This window comes from Burkholderia sp. RF2-non_BP3, assembly GCF_001522185.1.
Classification (GTDB): Bacteria; Pseudomonadota; Gammaproteobacteria; order Burkholderiales; family Burkholderiaceae; genus Burkholderia; species Burkholderia diffusa.
Window position 1 is genome coordinate 755286 of sequence record NZ_LOSU01000028.1, and the last position, 21463, is coordinate 776748.

A 21463-nucleotide genomic window follows, 5' to 3' on the forward strand; every position below is an offset into this window, starting at 1 on the left:
CCGCGGAATCAGCCGCCGCGTAACCTCAAGCGCCCACGGCCGGCACGCGGTTCGGCGCCGGGTCGTTCGGCGCCTTGAGCACGCACGCGGTGCCGCCCGGCGTGTACATCGACACGACGCAGCGGTTGCATGACGTGCAGCCCGACTGCGCGAGCCGGCCGTCGTGCAGGCCGTTCACGAAATCCGGCTCGAACACGAGCGCGCGGGCAAGCGCCACCGCGTCGAATCCTTGGCGCATCGCCAGCGCGACGTTCTCGCGGGAACGCACCCCGCCGAGATATGCGAGCGGCATCCGGACGGCCGCGCGCACCTGCTTCGAATGTTCGAGGAAATACATCTCCCGAAACGCGCCCATCTTCGGCTCGGTGAGCTTCTGCAGCGCCATCGCGGCGCGCACGATCGCGTTGTCGGCGTTCGCGCGCGCATCGCCGGGCAGCGGGCTGCCGAACAGTTGCCACACCGACTCGACGTTCATCCCGCCGCTCAGCACGAGCAGATGCGCGCCCTCGGCCTCGAGCCGCCGCGCGATTTCGCACGCGTCGTCGGCGGTTCCGCCGCCGCGCACGCCTTCGGTCACGCCGATCTTGCAGACCACGGCAAGATCGCGGCCGACCGCGTCGAGCACGCGGCCCAGCACCTCGACGGGAAACGCCGCGCGGCGCGCCGCATCGCCGCCGTACGCGTCGCGACGACAGTTGTACAGCGGCGACAGGAACTGGCTCAGCAGATAACCATGCCCCATGTGGATCTCGACCGCGTCGAAGCCCGCGTCGCGCGCATGTCGCGCCGCCCGGGCGAATTCGTCGGCGATCGCGGTCATCTGGTCGCGCGTCATCGCCTGCTTCAGGAAACGGCCGCTCATCACGCCGACCTTGTTGAAGCCGCCCGATGCGCTCAACGGCCGTTTCGTCGACAGCGACGGCAGGAACGTGAAGGAGCCGCCATGCGTGATCTGCGCGGACGCCGCCGCGCCGTGACGATGGACCGCGTCGGTCAGCGCGCGGAATTGCCGGACCGTCGGCGCATCGAGCCGCGCCTGGTCGACGAACGTGCGGCCGTCGTCGCTGACCGCACAGTACGCGACGGTCGTCAGCGCGGCGCCGCCTGCGGCGATGCGCTCGTGAAACCCGACGAGCGCGCGCGACGGCACGCCGTTCGGCGTCATCCCTTCGTTGGTCGCGGATTTGATCAGGCGGTTGCGCAGCGTCAGCGGGCCGATCTGCAGCGGGCTGAATGCGGTATCGAGCGTGACGGGTTCCATGTCGGGCGGGCGTCGGGAATGGGCACGGCGACCATTGTGCTGAGTCGGCGCGGGGCTGCATCGTCCACGTGGACGACCCGCCGCCGCGGCCGTGCCCGCACCGCCTACTCGGCCGTGCCCAGCTTGCGCGCCTGACGACGCATCCCGTCGAAGATCGCATCGGCCACGTCCGCCGGGAAATCCGCCGGAATCCGCGACGCGACGGCGGCGATCGCCGGTTCGGTGCGCGCGGCCACGTCGGCCATGGCCGCGCGCACGTCGTGTTCGGTCAGACCGACGCGCGCGCCTTGCGCGATCCAGTGACGCGGCTGGATGTCGCCGATCACGTAATGGCGATTCTTCCCGCACACGGCCATCGCGAGCCGTGCGCGTCGCGGCGGCAGCTGGTTGCGTCGCGTGCCGATGATCGGATGCGCGGACAGCACGTCGTACAGCGGCGTGCTGCGATACGTATTGCCCGGCAGGTGCGCGATGCTGAAATTCTTCGCGTGGCCGTCGATGGCCGCGAGCACCCAGAACACGAGCTGCGTGACGAAGAAATTCCTCCGGTCCTGCGCGGCATCGGCGGAATTCGCAAGGATGCCCATGATTGTCGCGATGCCCGGGCCGCCGTCGGATTCGTATTTGGCGCCCGACGGCGTGCCGGTCGCCTGGCACATGTCCTCCTGCGGCAGCCGCAGGATCCACGTGCCGTCGCGGGACGGGCGGCGGTCGAAGCGCTCGACGATCAGCGCCTTCTGGTCGTCGAACCGGCCGATGTCGCACGCGGCGACGGGCAGGCCGTACGCGGCGACGATCTTCGAGCACAGCCATTCGTTCTCGACCGACGTGCGCATGTCGGCCTGCATGTTTCCGACACGCCCCAGCGGCAGCTTGAAGATATGCGTGGTCGGCGTGCTGCCCGCCGGCAGCAGCCAGCGCTTGCCGTCGCGCAGCAGCGCGGTCTTTTCCTGCGCGCCGGCGATCGAGAGGCGCAGCTCGCCGTCCGGCTCCGCGTGGCCGGGCAGCGGCGCGGCGGTCGCGTGGCGCAGCACGTCGGCCACGGCCGCGTCGTCGAGCGCGGTGCCGTCGATCGATTCGAGGTCGACCGGGGTTTCGTCGGGTGGCAGCAACTGCAGCGCCCCGACGCAATCGCGGCCGATCGACGCGAGCAGTTCGAACGGCGCCGTCGACCCGAGCCGGTAGCGCTGCGCGATGCGGCGGCGGATCGGCTGGCTGTCCGGCAGCAGGTTGTCGAAGTAATCGGCGACGATCGCGCCCTGATGCGGCTGGTTGCCCGGCGTGAACGGCAATGACAGCGACAGCGGACGGCCTTGCGGATCGTCGACCCACGCCGGCAGATAGATGAGGCGCTCGACGCCGCGCCGGACTTCCCAGTATCCGACCGGGATGCCGTTCATCCAGAGGTCGAGGCGGTCATGGCGGGGGCGGCGGGCCATCGTCACCAGTCCTCCCGCGTGGGGTTCCGGGACTTGCCCGGTGTCGCCGCGGCAGGCCGTTTCCGCGCGGCGGCGGATGGAGCCTTCGCGGCGGCCGGCGGGCGGGCCGGCACATCCGACGAACCAGACGAGCCGGATGACCGGCCGCGCGCGGCCGGTGCGCGCTTGAGCGCAGGCTTGGTGTCCTCGGGCGCCGCTGTGTCGTCCGGGGTGCCCGGCACGAGCGTCAGGCGAACGCCGAGCACGTTCAGCACCTTGAAAAGCCGTTCGATGCTGACCGCGGACGGATTGGCTTCGAGCTGCGCGTACGACTGTTGCGTCACGCCGAGGCGGGCGGCGAGCTGCGCCTGCGTGAGCCCCGCCGACTTCCGGAAGCCGACGAGGATCGGGCGCAACTGGCTCAAGGTCTGGACTGGGAATGCCATGGGCTCTCCGCGAAATGACAGGCGATCGCTTGTAATCGAAAAATACAGTCTATGGTATGTATCGTCAAAATACAAACTTTAGACTGTAATTCACAAAAACAAACGATAGCCTGTCAGGCGGAAACCCGCGGTCGATGAAAGGGCAGCGCGCTCGTCCGCTCGGTATCACGCCGCTCGCAGCGGGCTGGCGTGGGCGGCGCGCGCGCTTTCCGGATCGTCGTCGCCGAGCGGGATGAACGCCATGATTTCCAGGTCGTGCCCCGACAGCGCCGGCAGCCGGAACGGGCTCGACAGCACGTTCAACCGCCGTACGCCGAGGTCGCGCAGGATCTGCGATCCGATCCCCGTCACGCGGCCGTCGCGGCGGGCGTGGCCGGCGGGCGTTCGCATCGCGTCGCCGCGCATGTCGCAGTCGAGCAGCACCGCGACGCCGCAGCCGGCCGCATCGATCCGCTGCAGCGCCGCGTGCAGCGGCCAGGAATGCGCGGACGGCTCCGCGTCGAGCAGGTCGAGCAACGAGTGGCATTCGTGCACGCGCGTCAGCACGGGCGTCGACGGATCGGGCTCGCCTCGCACCAGCGCGAGATGCGGCGCGCCGTGCACGGTGTCGCGATATTCGATCGCGCGGAATCGGCCCCACGGCGTATGCAGCGGCCGTTCGCCGACACGTTCGACGAGCGACTCGTGCTCGCGGCGGTAATGGATCAGGTCCGCGATCGTGCCGATCTTCAGCCCGTGATGCGCGGCGAACGTCTTCAGTTCGGGCAGCCGCGCCATCGTGCCATCGTCGTTCATCACCTCGCAGATTACCGACGCGGGCGTGAGCCCGGCAAGCGCCGCGAGATCGCAGCCGGCCTCGGTGTGCCCCGCGCGCACCAGCACGCCGCCCGGGCGCGCGGCGATCGGAAACACGTGGCCGGGCTGCACGAGATCGTCGGGGCGCGCGCCTGCGCGGACCGCCGCGCGGATCGTCCGCGCGCGATCGGCTGCGGAAATCCCGGTCGTCACGCCTTCGGCCGCCTCGATGCTGACGGTGAACGCAGTGCCGAACGGCGTGCCGTTGCGATCGGCCATCGGCGGCAGGCGCAATTGCTCGCAACGCTCGCCGGTCAGCGTCAGGCAGATCAGCCCGCGCCCGAAGCGCGCCATGAAGTTGATCGCGTCGGGCGTCACGTGATCGGCCGCGATCACGAGGTCGCCTTCGTTTTCGCGATCCTCTTCGTCGACGAGCAGGACCATCCGTCCCGCGCGCAGCTCGTCGACGATTTCCAACGTGCTGGCGAGCGTCATTGCACCTCCGTCGCGTCGAATGCGCGGCGCAGCGCATCGGCGCCGAAGGTCAGCGCGCGATCGGCCGCGTCGACCGCGCCGAGCATGCTCGCGAAGCCGTGCAACTGGCCCGGCCAGCGCACGAGCGAGACCGGCGTGCCGGCCTGCGCGAGACGCAATGCGTACGCTTCGGCCTCGTCGCGCAACGGATCGAATTCCGCGCTCACGATCGTGGCCGGCGCCGCGCCCGACAGATCCGCCACGACGAGCGGGCTCGCGAGCGGCGATGCGCGGTCGGCGTCGTCGTCGAAATACTGGCGCTTGAACCAGCGCATCGCGTCCGCCGTCAGGAAATAGCCTTCGCCGAGCGATTCGTATGACGGATGCTCGGTCGCGCAATCGACGACCGGATACAGCAGCAACTGGTGCGCGATCGCGATGCCCGAGCCGCGCAACTGCAATGCGGCGACCGCGGCCAGGTTGCCGCCGGCGCTATCGCCGGCCACAGCGATCGCACCGGCGCGCGCACCGAGATCGCGCGCACTGGCGGCGGCCCAGCGCACGGCATCGCATGCGTCCTGCGCGGCCGCCGGGAAGCGCGCTTCGGGCGCGAGCCGGTAATCGACCGACAGCACGAGCGTGCGCGCCCGTGCGGCAAGACTGCGGCACAGGTTCGCGTGCGAGTCGATACCGCACGCGACGAAGCCGCCGCCGTGGAAAAACACGGTCAGCGGCAACGGCCCGTCGGCATCGGGCCGATACAGCCGAGCGGACAACTGACGACCCGGTGCCGGGATCTGCCAGTCCTCCTCGGCGGCAATCGCGTCGCCGGGCGCGAACGCGCTGCCGCCGGCGAGGCTCGCGCGGTACGCGGGCACGGTCAGTTGATCGAAATCGATCGCGGGCGCTTGGGCGAGCGCGGCGAGCAGCGCCTGCGCCTGAGGGTCGAGCGGCATTGGAACTCCTGTCTGAATCGGATCCGGTCTGAATCAGGTAAACCCGCATCGCGGTTTTCCCTGAGCCCGCGCCGGACGCTTGTCGGCACGGCCTGACGGGCATTCCAGCGCAGCGGGCAGGGCGCCACATCATCCGATCGGACGATGGTTCGCGCGTCCGATTGGCCAAAGCTCACCATTCAGTGAATGTCCCGATGACGCCGGAATTAAGACGCGTCTTAATCATGGCGGCGCGGATGAATCGCACCGACCACAAGTTGCATGGAGGATGGAGCGTGCTGATGGAGACGAGATGGGCTCCGCAAGAGAGCCAGTCAACAAGCGAGGAGGCCGACATCGGCGTCGCGGATTTCAGCGAGCTGATGGCGCGCATCTACCAGGGACCGTTGGAAACGCCGCCGTGGGCGGGGGCGCTCGAGCTGGTTCGCCGGTTGCTGCAGGCCAACTACGTGACGCTGATCTTGCGCGCGGCCGCGAGCGACCGCCGCGCGCCGCTGTCCGTGCACGCGTCGGAGTACGGCCCGGTCGTGCCGGGTGACGGCGAGGCGTCGTACAACAACTACTACTATTCGCTCGATCCGTTCGTCGGCCTGCCGGCCGATCGCGTGGTCACGGTCGACGACGTGTTCGGCGACACGGGCTGGCTGTCGAGCGAGTTGTACAAGCAGTTCCTGAAGCCGCAGGACGTGCGCTACATCCTCGGCGCGGACCTGCGCACGCCGTCGGGCGTCGAGTGCCGGTTCCGCGTGTGCCGCAACCATGCGTCGAAGCAGTTCTCCGCGCGCGACAAGGCGATCTGCGCGCTGCTGCTGCCGCATCTGAAGCGCGCGGTCGAGCTCCATTCGCGGCTCGACACGGCCGAGGTCGAGCGGTCGATCTACGCGAACGCCATCAACCGGATGCAGATCGGCACGATCACGCTCGACGAGAACGGCACGATCATCGACATGAACAGCGTCGCCGACGAGATCCTGAAGCAGAACAACGGTCTGACGATTGCGCGCGGCACGATCGAGGCGACCGATGCGCAGGAGAACCGCACGCTCAAGCGGCTGATCCGCCACGCGGTGATGGGACATCACGGCACGGCGGCAGCGACCGTCGAGGCGATGCCGATCACGCGCAGTTTCGACAAGCCGCGTCTCGGGCTGCTGGTGCGCACCGTGCTGCTGTCCGACTGGTCGGAGGACAACAAGCGCCGGCCGGCCGTCACGCTGTTCCTGCGCGACCCCGACCGCAAGCCGCAGGGCGCGCAGGAAATCATCCGCAAGCTGTTCGACCTGACGCCGGCCGAGACGTCGCTCGCGCTACTGCTGACGAACGGGCTGACGCTCGAGGAGGCGGCGGAGGAGTCGGGGATCAGCAAGAACACGGCACGCACGCACCTGCGCGCGATCTTCTCGAAGACGGGCGTGACGCGCCAGGCGACGCTCGTGCGGATTCTGCTCGGGAGCGTGGTGCCGCTCGGTTGATCGGGGCGGCATGTCGTCCACGCCGGCAATGCCGGTCATTGCACGCAACCGCGCCGGATGCATCCGACGCCCGTCCGGATCACGATCGCACCGATCGCGAGCGCGGCCAGCCGCGCGCATGCCAGCCGCGCGCTTCGAGCCGTGTCGAGCCGGTTTCGCGCGCCATGTGCAGCACGATGACGGCGGCCAGCCTTGGTCGGCTCATGAGCACTCGACCGCCACCGCGTTTGTCGATTGACTGAGCCTGATCTCGCCCAGGTAGGCGCTTTCGCCCAATTCGCACTCGCGCCAAGCGATGCCGAGGGCATGTCGGATCTTGACTCGGTAGAGGCCGCTACCCTTGGCGAGGCCGTCGAACCGGAAATCGCCGAAGGCGTCCGAGACGGTTTCGGCCACCTGCCGTTTGCCTCCATATAAGGCGACGACCGCACCCGCGACACACTCGACCACGTCCCCTGCCTGGGCGCTGACACTTCCGCCGACGAAGCACGTTTCCCAGCGCTCAAGGCCGCTGTACCACACGCGGGGCTTTGTGCTCAGGTTGGGCCGCAATACCTTGAGTCCCTCGCGCCGGGCCTTTTGGGCCATCGCCGCGTCATCGAGCTTGACCGTCTCGAAAACATCGGTGGGGCACGACTGCTGGCAACGCGGACGGGACCACCCCTGGTCGAGCAAATGCGCATCGAAGATCCAGATCTGAGGCAGTTGCAGTTCTTCGTTCCAGACGATCGCCTTGTAGGGGCACGCCTTCACGATGTCTTTTCGGCCTCGTGCCTTGTCCGGATCGATGATGACGATGCCATCGGCGCGCTTGCGAATGGCGCTACCGCCCACACGCATGCAGGGCGCGTCGTCGCAGTGGTTGCACATGACCGGCAGATAAGTGGTCTCGATCATGTGCGAGGCACCCTGTACACGCCGCAGGATGCGGATCGGGCTCTCGGCGCTGGCCGCAGCGGGTGCGGCGTAACCGGGGAAGTCATTGCCGACGTGCTCGTCCCGCGCGGCGATCACGCAGTTCTGGCAGTTCTCGCAACGGCCGACATTGATAATCAGGTTCCACTTGCTCATTTGAAATTCCTCACGCTGCGCGACCGAGCATGAAAGCCTCGGCACCGCGCCATTTCTCGACCTGCACCAGGCAGGAATTCGGGCTCATGCTGCTGGTGCCGGAGGTCTGCGGCCGGTCGGGGGTAAGCATGTTCATGCAACCGCCGATCTCGACTTGCTCGCCATCGATTTCGATCAACTGAAATTCAGCGCTCGCCTCGTACGATTTCACCACTCCGGCGTTCACCAAGGGCGAGACATCGGCCGCACAGATCACAGCGCCGCGGTCGTTGTGTACTTTGACGAGATCGCGATGGGCAATGCGTCGAACAGCGGCGTCAGCCGGATTGAGTCTCAGGAGCCAGAATCGGTGTCCCGCGATCAGCGCGCGATGATCCTCGATGCCATTAACGGCGGAATTCTTTCCGTCACAATAGGTATGAAAGCTGTAGCGGCTGTGGGTGGCGATCAATTGAAGCGGGTAACGCCGGGCCAGGTCCGAGCGTGGCCCCTCCCAGGAGGGGATATATCGGTTGAGCGGTGGTCGCTCCGGATTGTCCGCGGTGTGTCGCTTCAGCAACTCGGGCACGAACTCCAGTTTGCCGCTCGGCGTCTGCAGGCCCTTGCCGAACTGTTTCGAGAACTGCGACGGCAGCGGATGAGGTTCCGGCAGGTCCTTCTTCCTGCCTTCCGCATACCAACGCATGTCGACGGGATGGCGCAGCTCGGGCTTTTCGGGCGGCACGACGAAGTAGCCCTTGCGGCAAAATGCGCGCCACGAAATGTGATCGGGCAGATCCGACGAATCGAAGACGCGCTTGACCCAGTCGAGATCGCCACACCCTTCGGTGAAAATGCCACCCAGGCCCAGCCGGGTCAGGATCGCGGTGAAAATGTCGTAGTCGGAGCGGGACTCGCCCAAGGGCTCGATGCATTTGTGCTGCAGCGTCAGCATGCGATGGTTGACCGTCCCATAACCGTGGAGGGCGTAGCCACCCGAATTCGCCCATTCCCCGATGTCCCAGCGCTCAAGCGACGTGCACGCGGGCAGGATGATGTCCGCGAACTGGGCTTCGCCTTCCATCCAGATGGACTGATTGACGACGAACTCGATGCTCGAGTGCCGGTAGGCCTCCGTCCAGCGTCCGGCATTCGTCACGGTACTGAACGCGGATCCGCCGTAGCGATAGATCATGTGTATCGGCGAATAACCGGGCATCGGGTAGGTGAATGGCGCGAACTGGGCTTCCTGGGACATGCCGTCCCAGAGATAACCGGTGGCGTGACCGTTGAGAATCGCATCGGGCATCTGCTGTCGCGGCACCATCTGCTTGACGGGATTCATGGTCAGGATGTGTGGCATGCGCTGGTAGTTGTCCACCGCATTGGCGGTCCACGCCAGATCGCCTGAAATTCCGCCGTCCGCGTAGCCGGGGAAGTAGAACTGGAGGTCGTGCGGAACACCGATTTCCAGGCAGCCGAAATTCACTCCCGGCTTGCCCCAGCCCTGCATGGACATCATCATGATCATGCAGCGCGCCCATTGCGCCCCGGTCGCCCCGCGGCCCGCGCCACCGAATCCCGCGCCGGTCATCCCGACGGCGAGATGCACCTTCTTCCTGCCCCACAGGCGCGCAAGCGCACGAACGTCCTTGGCCGGCACGCCGGTCTCGCTCTCCTGCCACTCGGGAGTCTTCGGGGTACCGTCGGTCTCGCCCAGAAGATAGGCTTTCCAATCGTCGAAGCCGGTCGTGCGCGTCGCGACGTAATCCTTGTCGTACAGGCCCTCCACGGTCCAGACGTACATGATGGCGGTAGCCAGGGCGGCATCGGTTTGCGGCCGGATCGGGATCCAGCGGCCGCCCAGCAGCTGGGCGGTCGGATTGCAGTGCGGGTCGATGTGAACGAACTCGATGCCGAGCTCCTTGGCCCACAGGCGGCGCGGCGTTCCTTCGAATCCGGCATAGGCCCCGTTGGTACTTTCGGGGTCGCAGGACCAGAAGACGATCATTTCGGCCTCCTTGAGGCCATCCTCGAGGCCGCCATAGCCGGCGGGCACGCCGACGCGCATCGAGTTGCCGAAATGATGCATGGCGCCCCAGTACCAGCCTTCCCAACTGTCCGGATTCGCGGCGACCCGGGTGAAGCCGATCAGGTTGGCGAAGCGCGTCAGCGCGCTGAGGTAGTAGCCGACGTTACCCCACTGATGGTGGGACGACATCGGGAACGTGATGGAACCGGGACCGTGAACACGTTTCTGCCGGTTGATTTCCTTGGCGACGATGTCCAGGGCCTCGTCCCAGCTGATACGCACATAGCCGGACTTGCCGCGGTTCTGCGGATTGCGCTCGCCGTCAGGGTCGAAGTCGACGCGTTTCATCGGGTGAAGGATGCGCTTGTCCGAGTAGACGAGCGACTTGAGGGTCAACGCGTGGGGTGCGACCAAACCACGCCGTGGCGGGCTGAAGCGGCGTCCACGTGCCTCGATTACCCAGCTTGATGCGTCGGTGTCGTCCAGCTCGATGGGGGTCACGCGGACGATGCGGCCATCCTTGACATAGACGAACAGCGGCCCGCCATTGGTACAGGTGGTGTAGCGCCGCGTGCCGTCGCGCATGGGCGTGCCCATCGTCAGGCCGACGGTGCGCATCATGCTCAGGGTTTGCATGAGCCACACCAGCAGTTCGTCCTCGCCCTCGGTGACCACCTTGAAATTCTTGGCGGCGTGGACGATCTCGCCCTGGTCCGGGTTCGGGGAAAGGAACTTCAGGGCGGTGGCGACGTCCTTGAAGGCCATGCGTACATCGGGCCGCGCATGCTTGCCGGCGCGCGACCGAATGCGGCCATTCCTGAACTCGATGGCGCGACCGATGCTTTGATCCATGAGCCCGATCCACGCGACGAGATTGCGCTCCTTGAGGCGATCGCGATAGGCGGGGAAGCGGCGCGCCGTCAGGTCCAGGACCTTGGGCAATGCAAAAAGAATGGTCTTGAGAGCCTGTCGTTTCATCGTTCGATCCAAAGTGTTGCTTCCATGCAAGGGGCTGGCATCGGGTCGCACGCGCTAGAACGTATAAGCGACGTTCAGGAACACGTTGACGGGATTGAGTCGGAGCGTCGATGTGGAAACGATCTGCGTCCCGGTCGCGGTCTGTCCGTATAACGTGAGGTGGGTCTTCACCGGCATGTAGCCGACGGAAGCACCGACCGACCAGTGTTTGGTCATCGCGTAACTCGCCCCGAGCTCGAACACCGGGTTCCACGATGAACTGAGTGTCGCGCGCGCTGAGCCGCCCGGCCCGAAGCTGTCGGAGACGAACTGGCGATTGGTCGCCCGAACCTGGGTGAACCACGTGTAGTTGACACCAAGTCCTACGTACGGACGGAATTTCGATTCAGCTGAAAACAGGTGATATCGAAGTTCGATGGCGGGCGGCATCGGCCTTGTCGTGCCGAGGGTTCCGTACTTCTGCAACGTCCCGTCACCGACCAGATTGACTGTCAGTGGCAGTCCAAACAGCATGGCGACACCAATGTTGTCGGTGACGTAGTACTCGGTGGTGATTCCCATCGTATCCGTCGAGCTGGCATGCGCCCCGGTGCCCGCCATTTGCTGATTCACCGTTACGCCACCGACACTTTCCACGGTCAGCGGGGTTGCGTTGCCCTGTGGCGATATGTGTAGCCATCCAACCGATGTGGTGATGCTTCCGGCCGTCTGTGCATCCACATTGTCGACAAGTGCAGTTGTGCAGACAAAAACCGCCACGCCTGCGAAATTCGTCATTCGCCTGAAATTCATCATGTGTCTCCTCTGTCTCGATCCGATTCATGAATAAAAACTAATTTGGATAACTGATTGATCATGACAAGCCGCTTTATGAATTCGTGTTGTCGCGGCTAGTGGCGCTCCTGAGTCACCGCAGATCTGTCGCTGTCGATCCAGCCGACCGTATCGGCCTCGCGGTGATCGAAATCGAGAACGCAAACGGAAATCGGCCCAGTACAAAGCGTGCCGGGGCCTCGTGCGCCGGATCGTTCAGCTCGACCGAGACCGACATTCCGCCGGACTCGTTGGTCGTGACGTCGACCGATGCGCCTGGGGCTCCGCCTTGGTCCAATGCGGCGCGTATCGCGTCACCCGTCTCGCGGCGCTTGAGTTCCGGCTTGAATATCTTGCCAACGCCTGTGAGCGGGATCGATTCGACGATTCGGACATGCTTGGGCAGGGCGGCGCGTTCAGCGATCTCCCGCTGCATGAACACCTCCAGATCGTGCTCGGTAGCGGTCATGCCCGGCTTGAGTTGAACGTAGGCGACCGGCAATTCACCGGCATACGCATCGGGGCGCCCGATTGCCGCGGCGATCTGGACCGCCGGGTGCCGATGCAGCGGTTCCTCGATCGTCGCCGGGTCGATATTGTGTCCGCCGCGGATGATCAAATCCTTCTTGCGGCCGGTCAGCCAAAAGTACCCGTCGACGTCGCAACGGCCGAGGTCGCCGGTGTTGAGCCAGCGCTTGCCATCGCCGAGATCGAGCCAGAGGGCCTTGTTCTGGTTGGGATGTGTGTAGCCGGTGAAGACGTTCGGCCCGGAGATGACCAGAAGCCCCTCTTCGTTGGCCGCGCAGTCGCGCAGATACCGTCCCGCGTCGTCCACGACGACAGCTTTCATCGCCTGGAAGGGAATGCGCAGCCCGATCGATCCCAGCCGGCGCTCGCCGGTCGTCGGGTTGACGCTGCTCACGCACGTTCCTTCGGTCAGGCCGTAACCTTCGAGAATCCGGATGCCCGTTTTTTCCTGGAAGGCCCTGAAGACGCCGACCGGCATCGGCGCGGCACCGCACAGGCCGTATTCGAGCGAGTCGACAACATGATCGTCGACAGGAATGTCGAGCAGCGAAGCATAAAGTGTCGGGACGCCACTGAAGAAATTGATGTGATGATGTTCGACGATTTCCCAGAAACGTCTGACGACGCCGTCGCCCCGGTAACCCTGCGGTGTGCCGAGCACGACATGGGCGCCGCGCGAGAAAGGCAGCAGGCCGGTCACCATCGCAGCATTGACGTGAAAGAGCGGCAAGCCGCAGAAAGTCGTTTTGCCGGGGCCGATACTGTCGCCGAAGAACCGCGCGGCGCTCCATGCGTTCGCCACTTCGTTGCCGTGACTGCGCATCGCGATTTTCGGCAACCCGGTGGTTCCACCGGTACAGAAGTAAGAGGACATGTCGCCAGGTTGAATGCGGCGCGCATTGTCGAGCGCTGCGCCGGGTTCCCGCGCGATTGCCGTACCGAAGTCGTGGATCCGGATGTGTGCAGGCACGGCGCTGCGCAAACCGCCATCGCCGTAAAGCTGCATACACGCGTCATGCTGGAGCGTGCGTACCGCCGACTGCGCCGTGCCCCGCACGCGATCGGCCAGATTGACCAGCACGAGATGCCGCAGCGGTTCGACATCCTGAAGAATATCCGCGACTTTTTTCCAGAGATCGATCCCGGGAAACGGCGCGAGCGTGACGAGCACGCTGGCACCGGCCGCTTTGAGCAGATTGGCGATCGCTTCGCGTTCAAGCAGCGGATTGATCGCGCATACGATGCCGGTCGCCTGTCCGCCCCAGATCACGAAATGCGTTTCGGGCAGATTGGGCAACAAATAGGCGATCACCGACTGCGAATTCACGCCGATGCGCGCGAACATGTTGGCCGTGCGCGTGATGTCACGCACCAGCTCGCGATAGGTCCAGCACTCCGCGTCGCGGTGCGCGTCGGCGGTCATGAAAAAGGAGAGGGCAGGGGCGGACGGATCGATGGCCGCACCGGCGCAGATCATCTCGTACGTGCTGGTCGGAAGGTCGCGCGGAAGGCCCTGCGCTTCGATCGCCAGTACGTCGTCTCGGGTCGCGATGCCGTTCATGCTGCTTCGTCCACGATTTCGTTACGTTGTACGCCCAGATCGATCGTTCCGTCGCGGCTCGCGATCCGGGCTTCGACGATATCTCCGGCTTTCAGATACTGCGCGCGTCCTGCCTGCACCTTCATGAACATCTTCCATTTGACGGATTCGGGGAAAAGCGCGACAGCGCGCTGCTTGAGCGGCGATGGGATGCTGAGTGCGCAGCCAGCCGGCGTGCCGGTCGCGAGCAGATCGCCGGCGTGAAGATCGTGCACGCCCGACAACTCGGTCAACGTTTCCGCCGGGCCATAGACGAGGTTCGATGTCGAGTCCTGCTGACGCACCGCGCCGTTGACGGTCAGCGTCAGGTCGAGCGCCTTCAGCTTCGGGAAGTCACGCCGCTCGAGCAGGCACAGATAGGGGCCGACCGGGCCAAACGTCCGGAAGCTCTTGCCCTTGTAGAACTGCATTTGCGGGATCTGGACATCGCGCGCGGAATAGTCGTTGACGATCACGGTGCCGGCGACATAGTCGTGCAGATTCGCGTCCGTGATCTGCTGGTGAGATGTGATGTCGCGTTTGAGGATGAGGCCGAGCTCGATTTCGTAGTCGAGAAACCGGACGTGCCGCGGTTTCACGACCCGCGAATTGGCAGCGACGATGCAACTCGTCGCCTTCGTGAAGATCATGTTGAATTTTTTCGCGTCCGGATCCATGCCCGATTCGATCATGTGCCGACGATAGTTCGCGCCCTGGCAAACGAATTGCTGGTTGGCGGTCACCGGCGGCAGCCACTCCACGTCCGACTCGGGAATAGTCGATCCGTCGAGCGTGATGAGTCGCTCGACCGGATTCGCCGCGAGAAAGCTCGCGGTCGTTTCGAAGTCGCCGGGAATCGGCGTGACGGCGCCGTTGGCGACCACACCCCATTGGGCGCGGCCGTTATGCCGGAAGTGCAGGACAAGCAGTGACATGAATGTGTCTCTCGTGAGTCGAACAGGCGGATGGGGTCAGGCGAACAGCTTCGCCAGGGTCAGCAGCTTGCGGATCGTCAGATCGGGACTGCGGCGCAGGTTGCGAAACAGCGCCGCGAGGCTCGACGGCGTGAACCGGGGCTTCGTGAAGCTGCGCGGCATCGTCGGGCCCCACTGCGCCATCGCTTCGCGGCTGACCGCATGCACGCCCGTCGGCTCGTCGGCCGTGAAAAGGTCGCCGTCGCAATAGTGTTCGTGCTTGTCGCCCCATGGGTCTTGCCAATAGTCGAAGATCTGGCTGCCGAGAATGTGCCGGCCGATACCCCACGCGTGCGCCCACCCGTTGTCGCGAAGCACGCGCTGGCCCATGCCGACGGCATCGGCGTCGACCAGTTCGTACGCGCTATGGCTATAAGTCGGCGCGAACCCTTGGGCGAGCGCGAGCGTATGGTGATCGGCCGGCCTGTCGCCGAGGTCGAGCCGCATGAACGCAACGGCAGGGGAGCCGTCCGGCAGCACCTGGACGTCGCTGGGGATGAACCCGAAATGTCGCGTGTACCACGCGCAGGTTTCCTGGAAGTCGGCCAGCTCGAGTACGACGTGCCCAAGACAAATGATCTCGGGTGCGTTTGCGGGTGGCCGCTGCGTCTCGTTGATCCGGACGGGCGCGTCGACCGAGTTGAATGGGAGCGGAGCACGATGCGGCAACGTGTCGGCCCGTGTCTGGCCAGCAATCGCATCGACCCGAAACCCCGACGGATCGACGAGCCGCACCCGAAGGCCGCCGCCTGGCCAATCCGACGCCTCGATCTCCGATGCGCCAGGGACTTTGGCGAGCGCCTCCAGGTCGGCACGACTGTCGACCCGCAATCCGAAGCCTACGAAGCGGGCTTTCGGCGCGTGGCGAACGACATAACAGAAGTGTGCGTCGCCCGTTCCGCGCAGCAGCAATTGCGTGTCGTCCCGCAGAACAGTTCGGAGACCGAAGTCATTGAGAAAATGCTCTGCCTCGCCGAGATCGGGGCGATCGAAGATCAAATAGGCGAGCGCCGATGCCTTCGTTGTGGGATGAGGGTGGCGAGCCGGTTGTGTCGTGGTCAGTTTCATGGCGGATGACAATCAGGCAGATCGAATGACGCTCGCGAAGGCACACGCCGTCGCACCGAGGGGCTTGCCGCGCGACGGCAGGCATGCAACTGAATCGCGGCACGGCGTGACTGGCCGGCCCGTGAATATGGCGAAGTCGATCGTCGATTTCGCATGGAGGCGGGGCGCCTCGTCGCAGATGCCGGGAGTCCGCAGCGCTTCGTCGCCGCGTGCGATCGCGCGTGGGGCGACGATCGAGACGTCGACTTCGTGACGGGGCTGCCGATTGGCCACTGCGGCGCCGACTGCCTCGAATCCTGCGATCAGTATGTCGAGCGCCAACGGCAGCGCATGCTCCGTTGAGGCGCGCGAGTTGTTGTCAATGGACGCGCGGGCGCCCGTGTGCAGTTGTGTCTCCACCGTATCTCCATTCGTCGTTCGATCGGTTCGTGAGGGTTTGTCAGCCACCATTGGTGACATTAAAGTCATAGATGATAATTTTGTCAATGTAGACATTTGAATCTATACTTGGGCACGAACAAGCATCGGAAACGTCATGACGAATACACCGAGTCGCCGGACTTCAAAGCGCTCCGCTCCGGAAGCATCCAGTCCAGCGGTCGCCGAAGAGCGTGAGCCGCGTGGCGCGCGCCGCAAGCGGGAGACCCGCGCCCGCCTGTTGGACGCCGCGCTCAGACTGATGGCGGAGAAGGGCATGGAAGGCGTCGCCATCAATGAAATCACCGAGGCCGCCGACGTCGGCTTTGGCTCGTTCTACAACCACTTCGAATCGAAGGAGGCGATCTACGCGACCCTCGTGGAATCGGTATTCGAGGAGTTCGCGGATTCACTCGATCGCCTGGCCAGCGGCTTGTCCGACCCGGCGGAAATCATTTCCGTCTCGGTGCGACATACGCTGATACGTGCGCGGCGTGAGCCGGTATGGGGACACTTCCTGATACGCGAGGGCTTTTCGGCGCGCGTCCTGACGCTTGGCCTGGGTCAACGCCTGCTGCGGGACATGGAGCGCGGTATCGCCGAGAAGCGTTTCGTGGTCGCGGACCCATTCATCGGCTTCCTTTCGGTTGGCGGTACGGTGCTGACCGCGATTGCCGCCGAGCTTAATTTCGTCGCTCCGGGCGCGCCGGCGGCCGGTGTTCTCAAGGAACTCGGCTTCAGCGGAGAGCATTTTCCGGAGCGCACGGCTGCGATGCTCCTGCATACGCTGGGGCTCAAGCGTGCGGAAGCCGAGAAGATCGCAAGCCGGCCGCTGCCGGTCGTGGAAGCGGCCGAGACTGCAGAGTGACGCAACGGGGTGGCGCAGGCGGTGCCCACGCCACCCGGAGTGCTCATGCGGTACCCATCAGTTGATCGGGTCGATTAGCCAGTCGGGCAACGTCCAGCCGGCGCGTGTCGAAGACGGGCAGCAGGGCATGCACATCGCGGCGTACTACATCGGCTCGTCGCGCCGGGCGCCTGTACGCAACAGCGTGACGCCGAGCACCGCCGCCAGTTCGTCCGACGATGACATGCGGTCGGAGGGGCCCGCCGCGCCGCTTGCCGCGTTCGGTGGCGCGACCCGTTCGGCGTGCATGCTGTCCATGATCTGCCGGAATCCGGCATCGCGCAGGGCGTACAGATACACCTCGACCCACAGCGGGAAACATTCCCAACCGGCGGCGATATCCGCGGCGGCGGCGACGGTGCAGTAACCGTCGCCTTCCGGCGCCGCCAGCCGAAGCCTCTTGATCATTCGATCATGGTCACGGCGAAGGATCTCGATCAACGGTTCGCGCTTGTGTTCGAAGTGTGCATAGAACGCGCCGCGCGTGTAGCCGGCGCCCTCTGCGATATGTTCGACACTCGTATCGGCAAAGCCTTTCGCGATGAACAGCGCGCGAGCGGTGGCGATGAGCCGTTCGCGGGTGTCGAGCCTGCGTTGCTCGCGAGTGAGGCGCGTGCGTTTCATCCTGCGTTGTCCATGTTGACGGAAATTCGAGTGTTCACGTGCGGCACCCGGCAGGCGGCGCAACATGCGAGACTTCCGCCCGGATCCCCGCGGCGATCCGGAGCGCGAGCGAATCGAGCGCGCGGCGATACGCGTCGACGAGTGCATCGTAGCCCGCCGACGTATCGGCCCGAACGATGCTGCGGCACGTCAGCGCCGGCTGTCCGGCCGCGGAATTCACGCTCCAGGCGGCATCGAGCAACACGTGCGACGCCGGCCACGACTCGACATGCTGCATGTCAACCGCGACCCGGTAGACGGGCGTGCCGTCCGGGTGTGCGACTCGGTGAACATCGATCGTGCCGAGCACGGACGCGATGCGTGTCGACAGTCCGCCGCGCATCTCGTCGCCGAGCGGCGCGGCCCAGCGCTCCTGCTCCAGGATGTCGGCCCGCTGGGGGCCGCGCTGCACGACGAGCCGGTTGCCGTCCGCCGGCGCCGCGACGTGCACGGCCTGAATGTCGATCAGCCATGCGGGATGTGCGGCGATGGCCTCGACACCCGCATCGTCTGCCACAGCGAGGGTATGGAAATGCACCGGCGGCGAACCGCACGAACTCAGCGCCGCGAGTGCGACGCACGTCGCGATGCGCGCCGACATGCGAAGCCGATCAAAAGAACGCGCTTTCATTGGTGATCCCCCTTGTTACCGAACAGCAGCGATTCGGGATGACGCTCCAGATAGTCCGCGAGCGCGTTCAACGACTGCAGCGTATGCGTGAGCGACTGCATCGCCTCATGCACGTCCGACTGCATCGGCGAATCCTGCCGCAACGTCGACTCGGCCGCATTGAATGTGCGTTGCGCGGCGGCGAGCGTGTCACGCGCCTGCGGCACGACCTGCTCGTCGAGGTGGCCGAACAACTGGTTCGCATGCGCCAGCGCGCCGTTCAGATTGTTGCCGATCCGGTCGAACGGAACCTGATCGAGCTTGCGCGCGATGTCGGCGATCTGCACCTGCAGTTCGTCGAGCGTATTGGGCACGGTCGGTAGCTCGACCGGCGCACGGCGCGCGTCAACGGTCGCGCGCGGCGCCTTCGGGAACATGTCGAGCGCTACGTAGAGCTGACCGGTCAGCAGGCTGCCCGTGCGCAACTGCCCGCGCAGCCCCTGGACCACCAGGTGCTCGATCAGTTCGTGGCCGCCGGCCGTATCGGGCGCGGGAAGCGCCGTATCGCTGTGCCGGCTCAGTCGCGACGGATACAGCGCCATCGTGACCTTCATGCTGAAGTTGCGCGAGTGTTCGTTGTACTCGATGCCAATGTTCGTGACCTGACCGAGCACGATGCCCCGCAGATCGACCGGCGCGCCGACCGACAGCCCGCGCAGCGACTGGTCGAAGCGCATGACGACCATCAGCGGCGTGCCGTCTGGGTCGCGCATCGCGTCGGCTTCGTCGGGGGCGAGCCGGAACGGTGCATTGTCGGCGGCCTGCGGCGCGTCCGCTTGTCCAGGCGGAGACTGAAACGCGAGACCGCCGACGATCACCGTCGCCAGCGACTGCGTGTTGAGTTTCAGGCCGCTCGAATCGAGCCGCAGATCCACGCCGCTTGCGTGCCACCAGCGCGTATTGACGCCGACGTACTTGTCGTAGGGCGCCTTCACGAACGCCTGCACGTCGACGCCGGTACCGTCCTTGTCGAGCGAGAAGCCGACGACCTGACCGACCTGCAGATGCCGATAGAACACGGGCGAACCGATGTCGATCGAGCCCAGCGAGTCGCCGTGCAGCACATAGCGTCGGCCCTGCTGGTCCGCGGTGACGGCAGGTGGCGTTTCGAGGCCGGTGAACTCTGTCTGCTTCTGCGGCGAGCGGCCGAGATCCGCGCCGATGAATGCGCCGGACAGCAGCGTGCCGAGGCCGGAAATGCCGGTGGCACCGACGCGCGGTCGGACGACCCAGAAGCGCGTGTCGCGGTTCGCGAAGCGTGCGGCATCGCGCGTCAGTTGAATGCTGACGATCACGCGCTTGAAGTCGGGCGTGAGCGTAATGGTCTGGACGGAGCCGATATCGACGTCCTTGTAGCGGACCTTGGTCTTGCCGGCTTCGAGGCCTTCGGCGTTGGCGAACGTGACCGTGATCGTCGGGCCGGTCGCGGCAACGGTCCGGATCACGAGCGACAGCCCGATCAGCGCGCACACGAGCGGCACGATCCAGACGAGAGACGGAATCCAGCGGCTGCGCGGCCGGATCTCAGGGGGAGGAAAATCGAACGGAAACATCGTGTTGGAATTCGCGAGAAAGCGGGTGCTTGAGCCGGTTCAGGGTTAGGGGTGGGCGGCGGCCGCGCGCGGCGCACCGTCCCAGATGAGCCGCGGATCGAACTGCATCGACGCACACATGGTCAGCACGACCACGGCGCCGAACGCGAGCGCGCCGGGGCCGGGTGTGATGTCGGCGAACGAGCCGAAATGCACGAGTGCGATCGTGAGCGCGACGACGAATACGTCGAGCATCGACCAGCGGCCCACGCGCTCGACCAGGCGATGCAGCCGCGCTCGTTCGAGCGGCCGCCATTGCACGCCGCGATGGGCGGCGACCGCCTGAAATGCGAGGATCGCGAGCTTGAGCATCGGCACGAGCACACTCGCGATGAACACGATCGCGGCGAGCAGCCAGTCGCCGGACGTCCAGAAGTACGCGACGCCGCCGAGGATCGTGTCGTCCTCGGCTCGGCCGAGCGAGGTCGCGTGCATGACCGGCAACAGGTTCGCCGGGATGTAAAGCAGGGCGGCGGCGGCGACGAGCGCGCCGGTGCGGGCGGCGCTGCGCGGGCGGCGTGCGTGCAGCGGCGAACCGCAGCGCGTGCAGCGCTGGCCGCACGCGTGGACCGGCTGCACGCGCGCGCAGTGGTGACAGGCGATCAATCCCGCGGTGCGCGCCGTCATGCCCGCCGATCCGCTGCTTTCGGTTGTCCGGGGCGACGCATGTCGCGTCACGTCGGGGCGGGGTGGCTTCGTATGGTCGGTGTCGCCCGGCTGCAGAGCGTCGAGTTCGTCGCGTGCCTCCCACAGTCGGGCCGGTTCGATCGTCGACAGCACGCAGAGCATCACGGTAAGCCCGGCGAACGCGAATAGCGCAGGCCCGGCAAGTACGTGTGCGAGGCTCATCAGTTTGACGATCGTGATGAGCACGCCGAGCATCAGCACCTCGACCATGCTCCACGGCCGCAATCGGTGAATGGCGCGCAGCACCGGCGCGAACTGGCGCGGTACGCGGCCCGCACGCAACGGCACGAGCAGGTACAGCCATGCGGCCAGCTCGAGTATCGGAAACAGCATCGTCGTGCAGAACACGAGCGCAGCCACCAGCGGTTGATCGTTCGACCATAGCGCGCGAACCGCGTCGGCGAGCGTCGCGTGCGACGCAATGCCGGCAGCATCGAGCGCGACGATCGGGAAGGCCTGCGCGATGCAACACGTCGCTAGCGCGGCAACCGTCAACGCGCACATCCGGTCGAGGGCGCGGCGGCCGTGCGCCGCACCGCTCACGCGCGCGCGGCATCTCGGGCAGTGTGCCGTCAGTGCGCGCAGGCGTGGCGGACGCTGAAGCAGCAGGTCGCATTCGTGGCAGGCGACCAGGTTGTCGGATTTCATCGGGAATCAATCATGCGGGTAACGAAGGCCGGCAC

At 65.7% G+C, this 21463-nt stretch carries 18 protein-coding genes and 1 pseudogene; 2 read left to right on the top strand and 17 right to left on the bottom strand.

Annotation, left to right across the window (positions count from 1 at the left end):
- Positions 1-25: 25 nt before the first annotated feature.
- The 5 genes from WS45_RS13815 to WS45_RS13835 form a co-directional block, all read right to left on the bottom strand.
- Positions 26-1261, bottom strand: coding sequence for an NADH:flavin oxidoreductase (locus WS45_RS13815; RefSeq protein ID WP_059700368.1), 1236 nt, complete (start codon positions 1259-1261; stop codon positions 26-28).
- A gap of 104 nt (positions 1262-1365) precedes the next feature.
- Positions 1366-2700, bottom strand: coding sequence for a type II toxin-antitoxin system HipA family toxin (locus WS45_RS13820; RefSeq protein WP_059700370.1), 1335 nt, complete (start codon positions 2698-2700; stop codon positions 1366-1368).
- A gap of 2 nt (positions 2701-2702) precedes the next feature.
- Positions 2703-3125 carry a helix-turn-helix domain-containing protein gene (locus WS45_RS13825; protein WP_059700372.1) on the bottom strand — a complete coding sequence of 141 codons (423 nt, stop codon included), beginning with the start codon at positions 3123-3125 and terminating at the stop codon, positions 2703-2705.
- A 165-nt stretch (positions 3126-3290) separates the two neighbouring features.
- Complete coding sequence (gene ribBA / locus WS45_RS13830; RefSeq protein WP_059700374.1) at positions 3291-4415, bottom strand: bifunctional 3,4-dihydroxy-2-butanone-4-phosphate synthase/GTP cyclohydrolase II; 1125 nt, start codon at positions 4413-4415, stop codon at positions 3291-3293.
- Positions 4412-5350: an alpha/beta hydrolase gene (locus WS45_RS13835; RefSeq protein ID WP_059700376.1), complete on the bottom strand. Its 939-nt coding sequence runs from the start codon at positions 5348-5350 to the stop codon at positions 4412-4414. The genes ribBA and WS45_RS13835 overlap by 4 nt, the downstream gene beginning before the upstream one ends.
- A 281-nt stretch (positions 5351-5631) precedes the next feature.
- On the opposite strand from WS45_RS13835, the gene WS45_RS13840 reads away from it, so the two are divergent.
- Positions 5632-6822 carry a helix-turn-helix transcriptional regulator gene (locus WS45_RS13840; protein ID WP_059525725.1) on the top strand — a complete coding sequence of 397 codons (1191 nt, stop codon included), beginning with the start codon at positions 5632-5634 and terminating at the stop codon, positions 6820-6822.
- A 35-nt stretch (positions 6823-6857) separates the two neighbouring features.
- Here WS45_RS13840 and WS45_RS34950 read toward each other — a convergent pair.
- The 8 genes and pseudogenes from WS45_RS34950 to WS45_RS33450 all read right to left on the bottom strand — a co-directional run.
- Positions 6858-6997 (bottom strand): annotated as a pseudogene (locus WS45_RS34950) (cation transporter); the annotation flags it as partial.
- Between the two features lie 26 nt (positions 6998-7023).
- Entirely contained in the window at positions 7024-7893 is an 870-nt protein-coding gene (locus tag WS45_RS13845; protein ID WP_059525443.1) for a 4Fe-4S dicluster domain-containing protein, read from the bottom strand.
- Positions 7894-7903: 10 nt separating this feature from the next.
- Complete coding sequence (locus WS45_RS13850) at positions 7904-10882, bottom strand: molybdopterin-dependent oxidoreductase (RefSeq protein WP_059700378.1); 2979 nt, start codon at positions 10880-10882, stop codon at positions 7904-7906.
- A gap of 54 nt (positions 10883-10936) precedes the next feature.
- Positions 10937-11674: an OmpW/AlkL family protein gene (locus WS45_RS13855; RefSeq protein ID WP_059700596.1), complete on the bottom strand. Its 738-nt coding sequence runs from the start codon at positions 11672-11674 to the stop codon at positions 10937-10939.
- Between the two features lie 115 nt (positions 11675-11789).
- Complete coding sequence (locus WS45_RS13860) at positions 11790-13784, bottom strand: acyl-CoA synthetase (RefSeq protein ID WP_059700380.1); 1995 nt, start codon at positions 13782-13784, stop codon at positions 11790-11792.
- The gene (locus tag WS45_RS13865) at positions 13781-14737 is read right to left on the bottom strand and encodes a fumarylacetoacetate hydrolase family protein (protein ID WP_059700382.1); all 957 of its coding nucleotides are present in this window, start codon (positions 14735-14737) and stop codon (positions 13781-13783) included. Before WS45_RS13865 ends, WS45_RS13860 begins: the two co-directional genes overlap by 4 nt.
- Positions 14738-14773: 36 nt before the next feature.
- On the bottom strand, positions 14774-15844 hold the full coding sequence (locus WS45_RS13870; RefSeq protein WP_059700384.1) for a VOC family protein: 1071 nt from the start codon (positions 15842-15844) through the stop codon (positions 14774-14776).
- A 12-nt stretch (positions 15845-15856) separates the two neighbouring features.
- Positions 15857-16243, bottom strand: coding sequence for a hypothetical protein (locus WS45_RS33450; protein ID WP_257140396.1), 387 nt, complete (start codon positions 16241-16243; stop codon positions 15857-15859).
- 136 nt (positions 16244-16379) lie between these two features.
- Between WS45_RS33450 and WS45_RS13880 the strand changes: the two genes are divergently transcribed.
- The gene (locus WS45_RS13880; protein WP_059525455.1) at positions 16380-17129 is read left to right on the top strand and encodes a TetR/AcrR family transcriptional regulator; all 750 of its coding nucleotides are present in this window, start codon (positions 16380-16382) and stop codon (positions 17127-17129) included.
- Positions 17130-17273: 144 nt separating this feature from the next.
- Here the strand turns inward: WS45_RS13880 and WS45_RS13885 are convergent, their stop codons facing one another.
- The 4 genes from WS45_RS13885 to WS45_RS13900 are packed head-to-tail and all read right to left on the bottom strand — an operon-like array spanning position 17274 to position 21428.
- Positions 17274-17792 carry a TetR/AcrR family transcriptional regulator gene (locus WS45_RS13885; RefSeq protein WP_059700388.1) on the bottom strand — a complete coding sequence of 173 codons (519 nt, stop codon included), beginning with the start codon at positions 17790-17792 and terminating at the stop codon, positions 17274-17276.
- A 34-nt stretch (positions 17793-17826) separates the two neighbouring features.
- Positions 17827-18432 carry a PqiC family protein gene (locus WS45_RS13890; protein ID WP_257140397.1) on the bottom strand — a complete coding sequence of 202 codons (606 nt, stop codon included), beginning with the start codon at positions 18430-18432 and terminating at the stop codon, positions 17827-17829.
- 26 nt (positions 18433-18458) lie between these two features.
- On the bottom strand, positions 18459-20054 hold the full coding sequence (locus WS45_RS13895) for a PqiB family protein (protein ID WP_059700390.1): 1596 nt from the start codon (positions 20052-20054) through the stop codon (positions 18459-18461).
- Between the two features lie 45 nt (positions 20055-20099).
- Entirely contained in the window at positions 20100-21428 is a 1329-nt protein-coding gene (locus WS45_RS13900; protein WP_059700391.1) for a paraquat-inducible protein A, read from the bottom strand.
- Between the last annotated feature and the right edge of the window lie 35 nt (positions 21429-21463).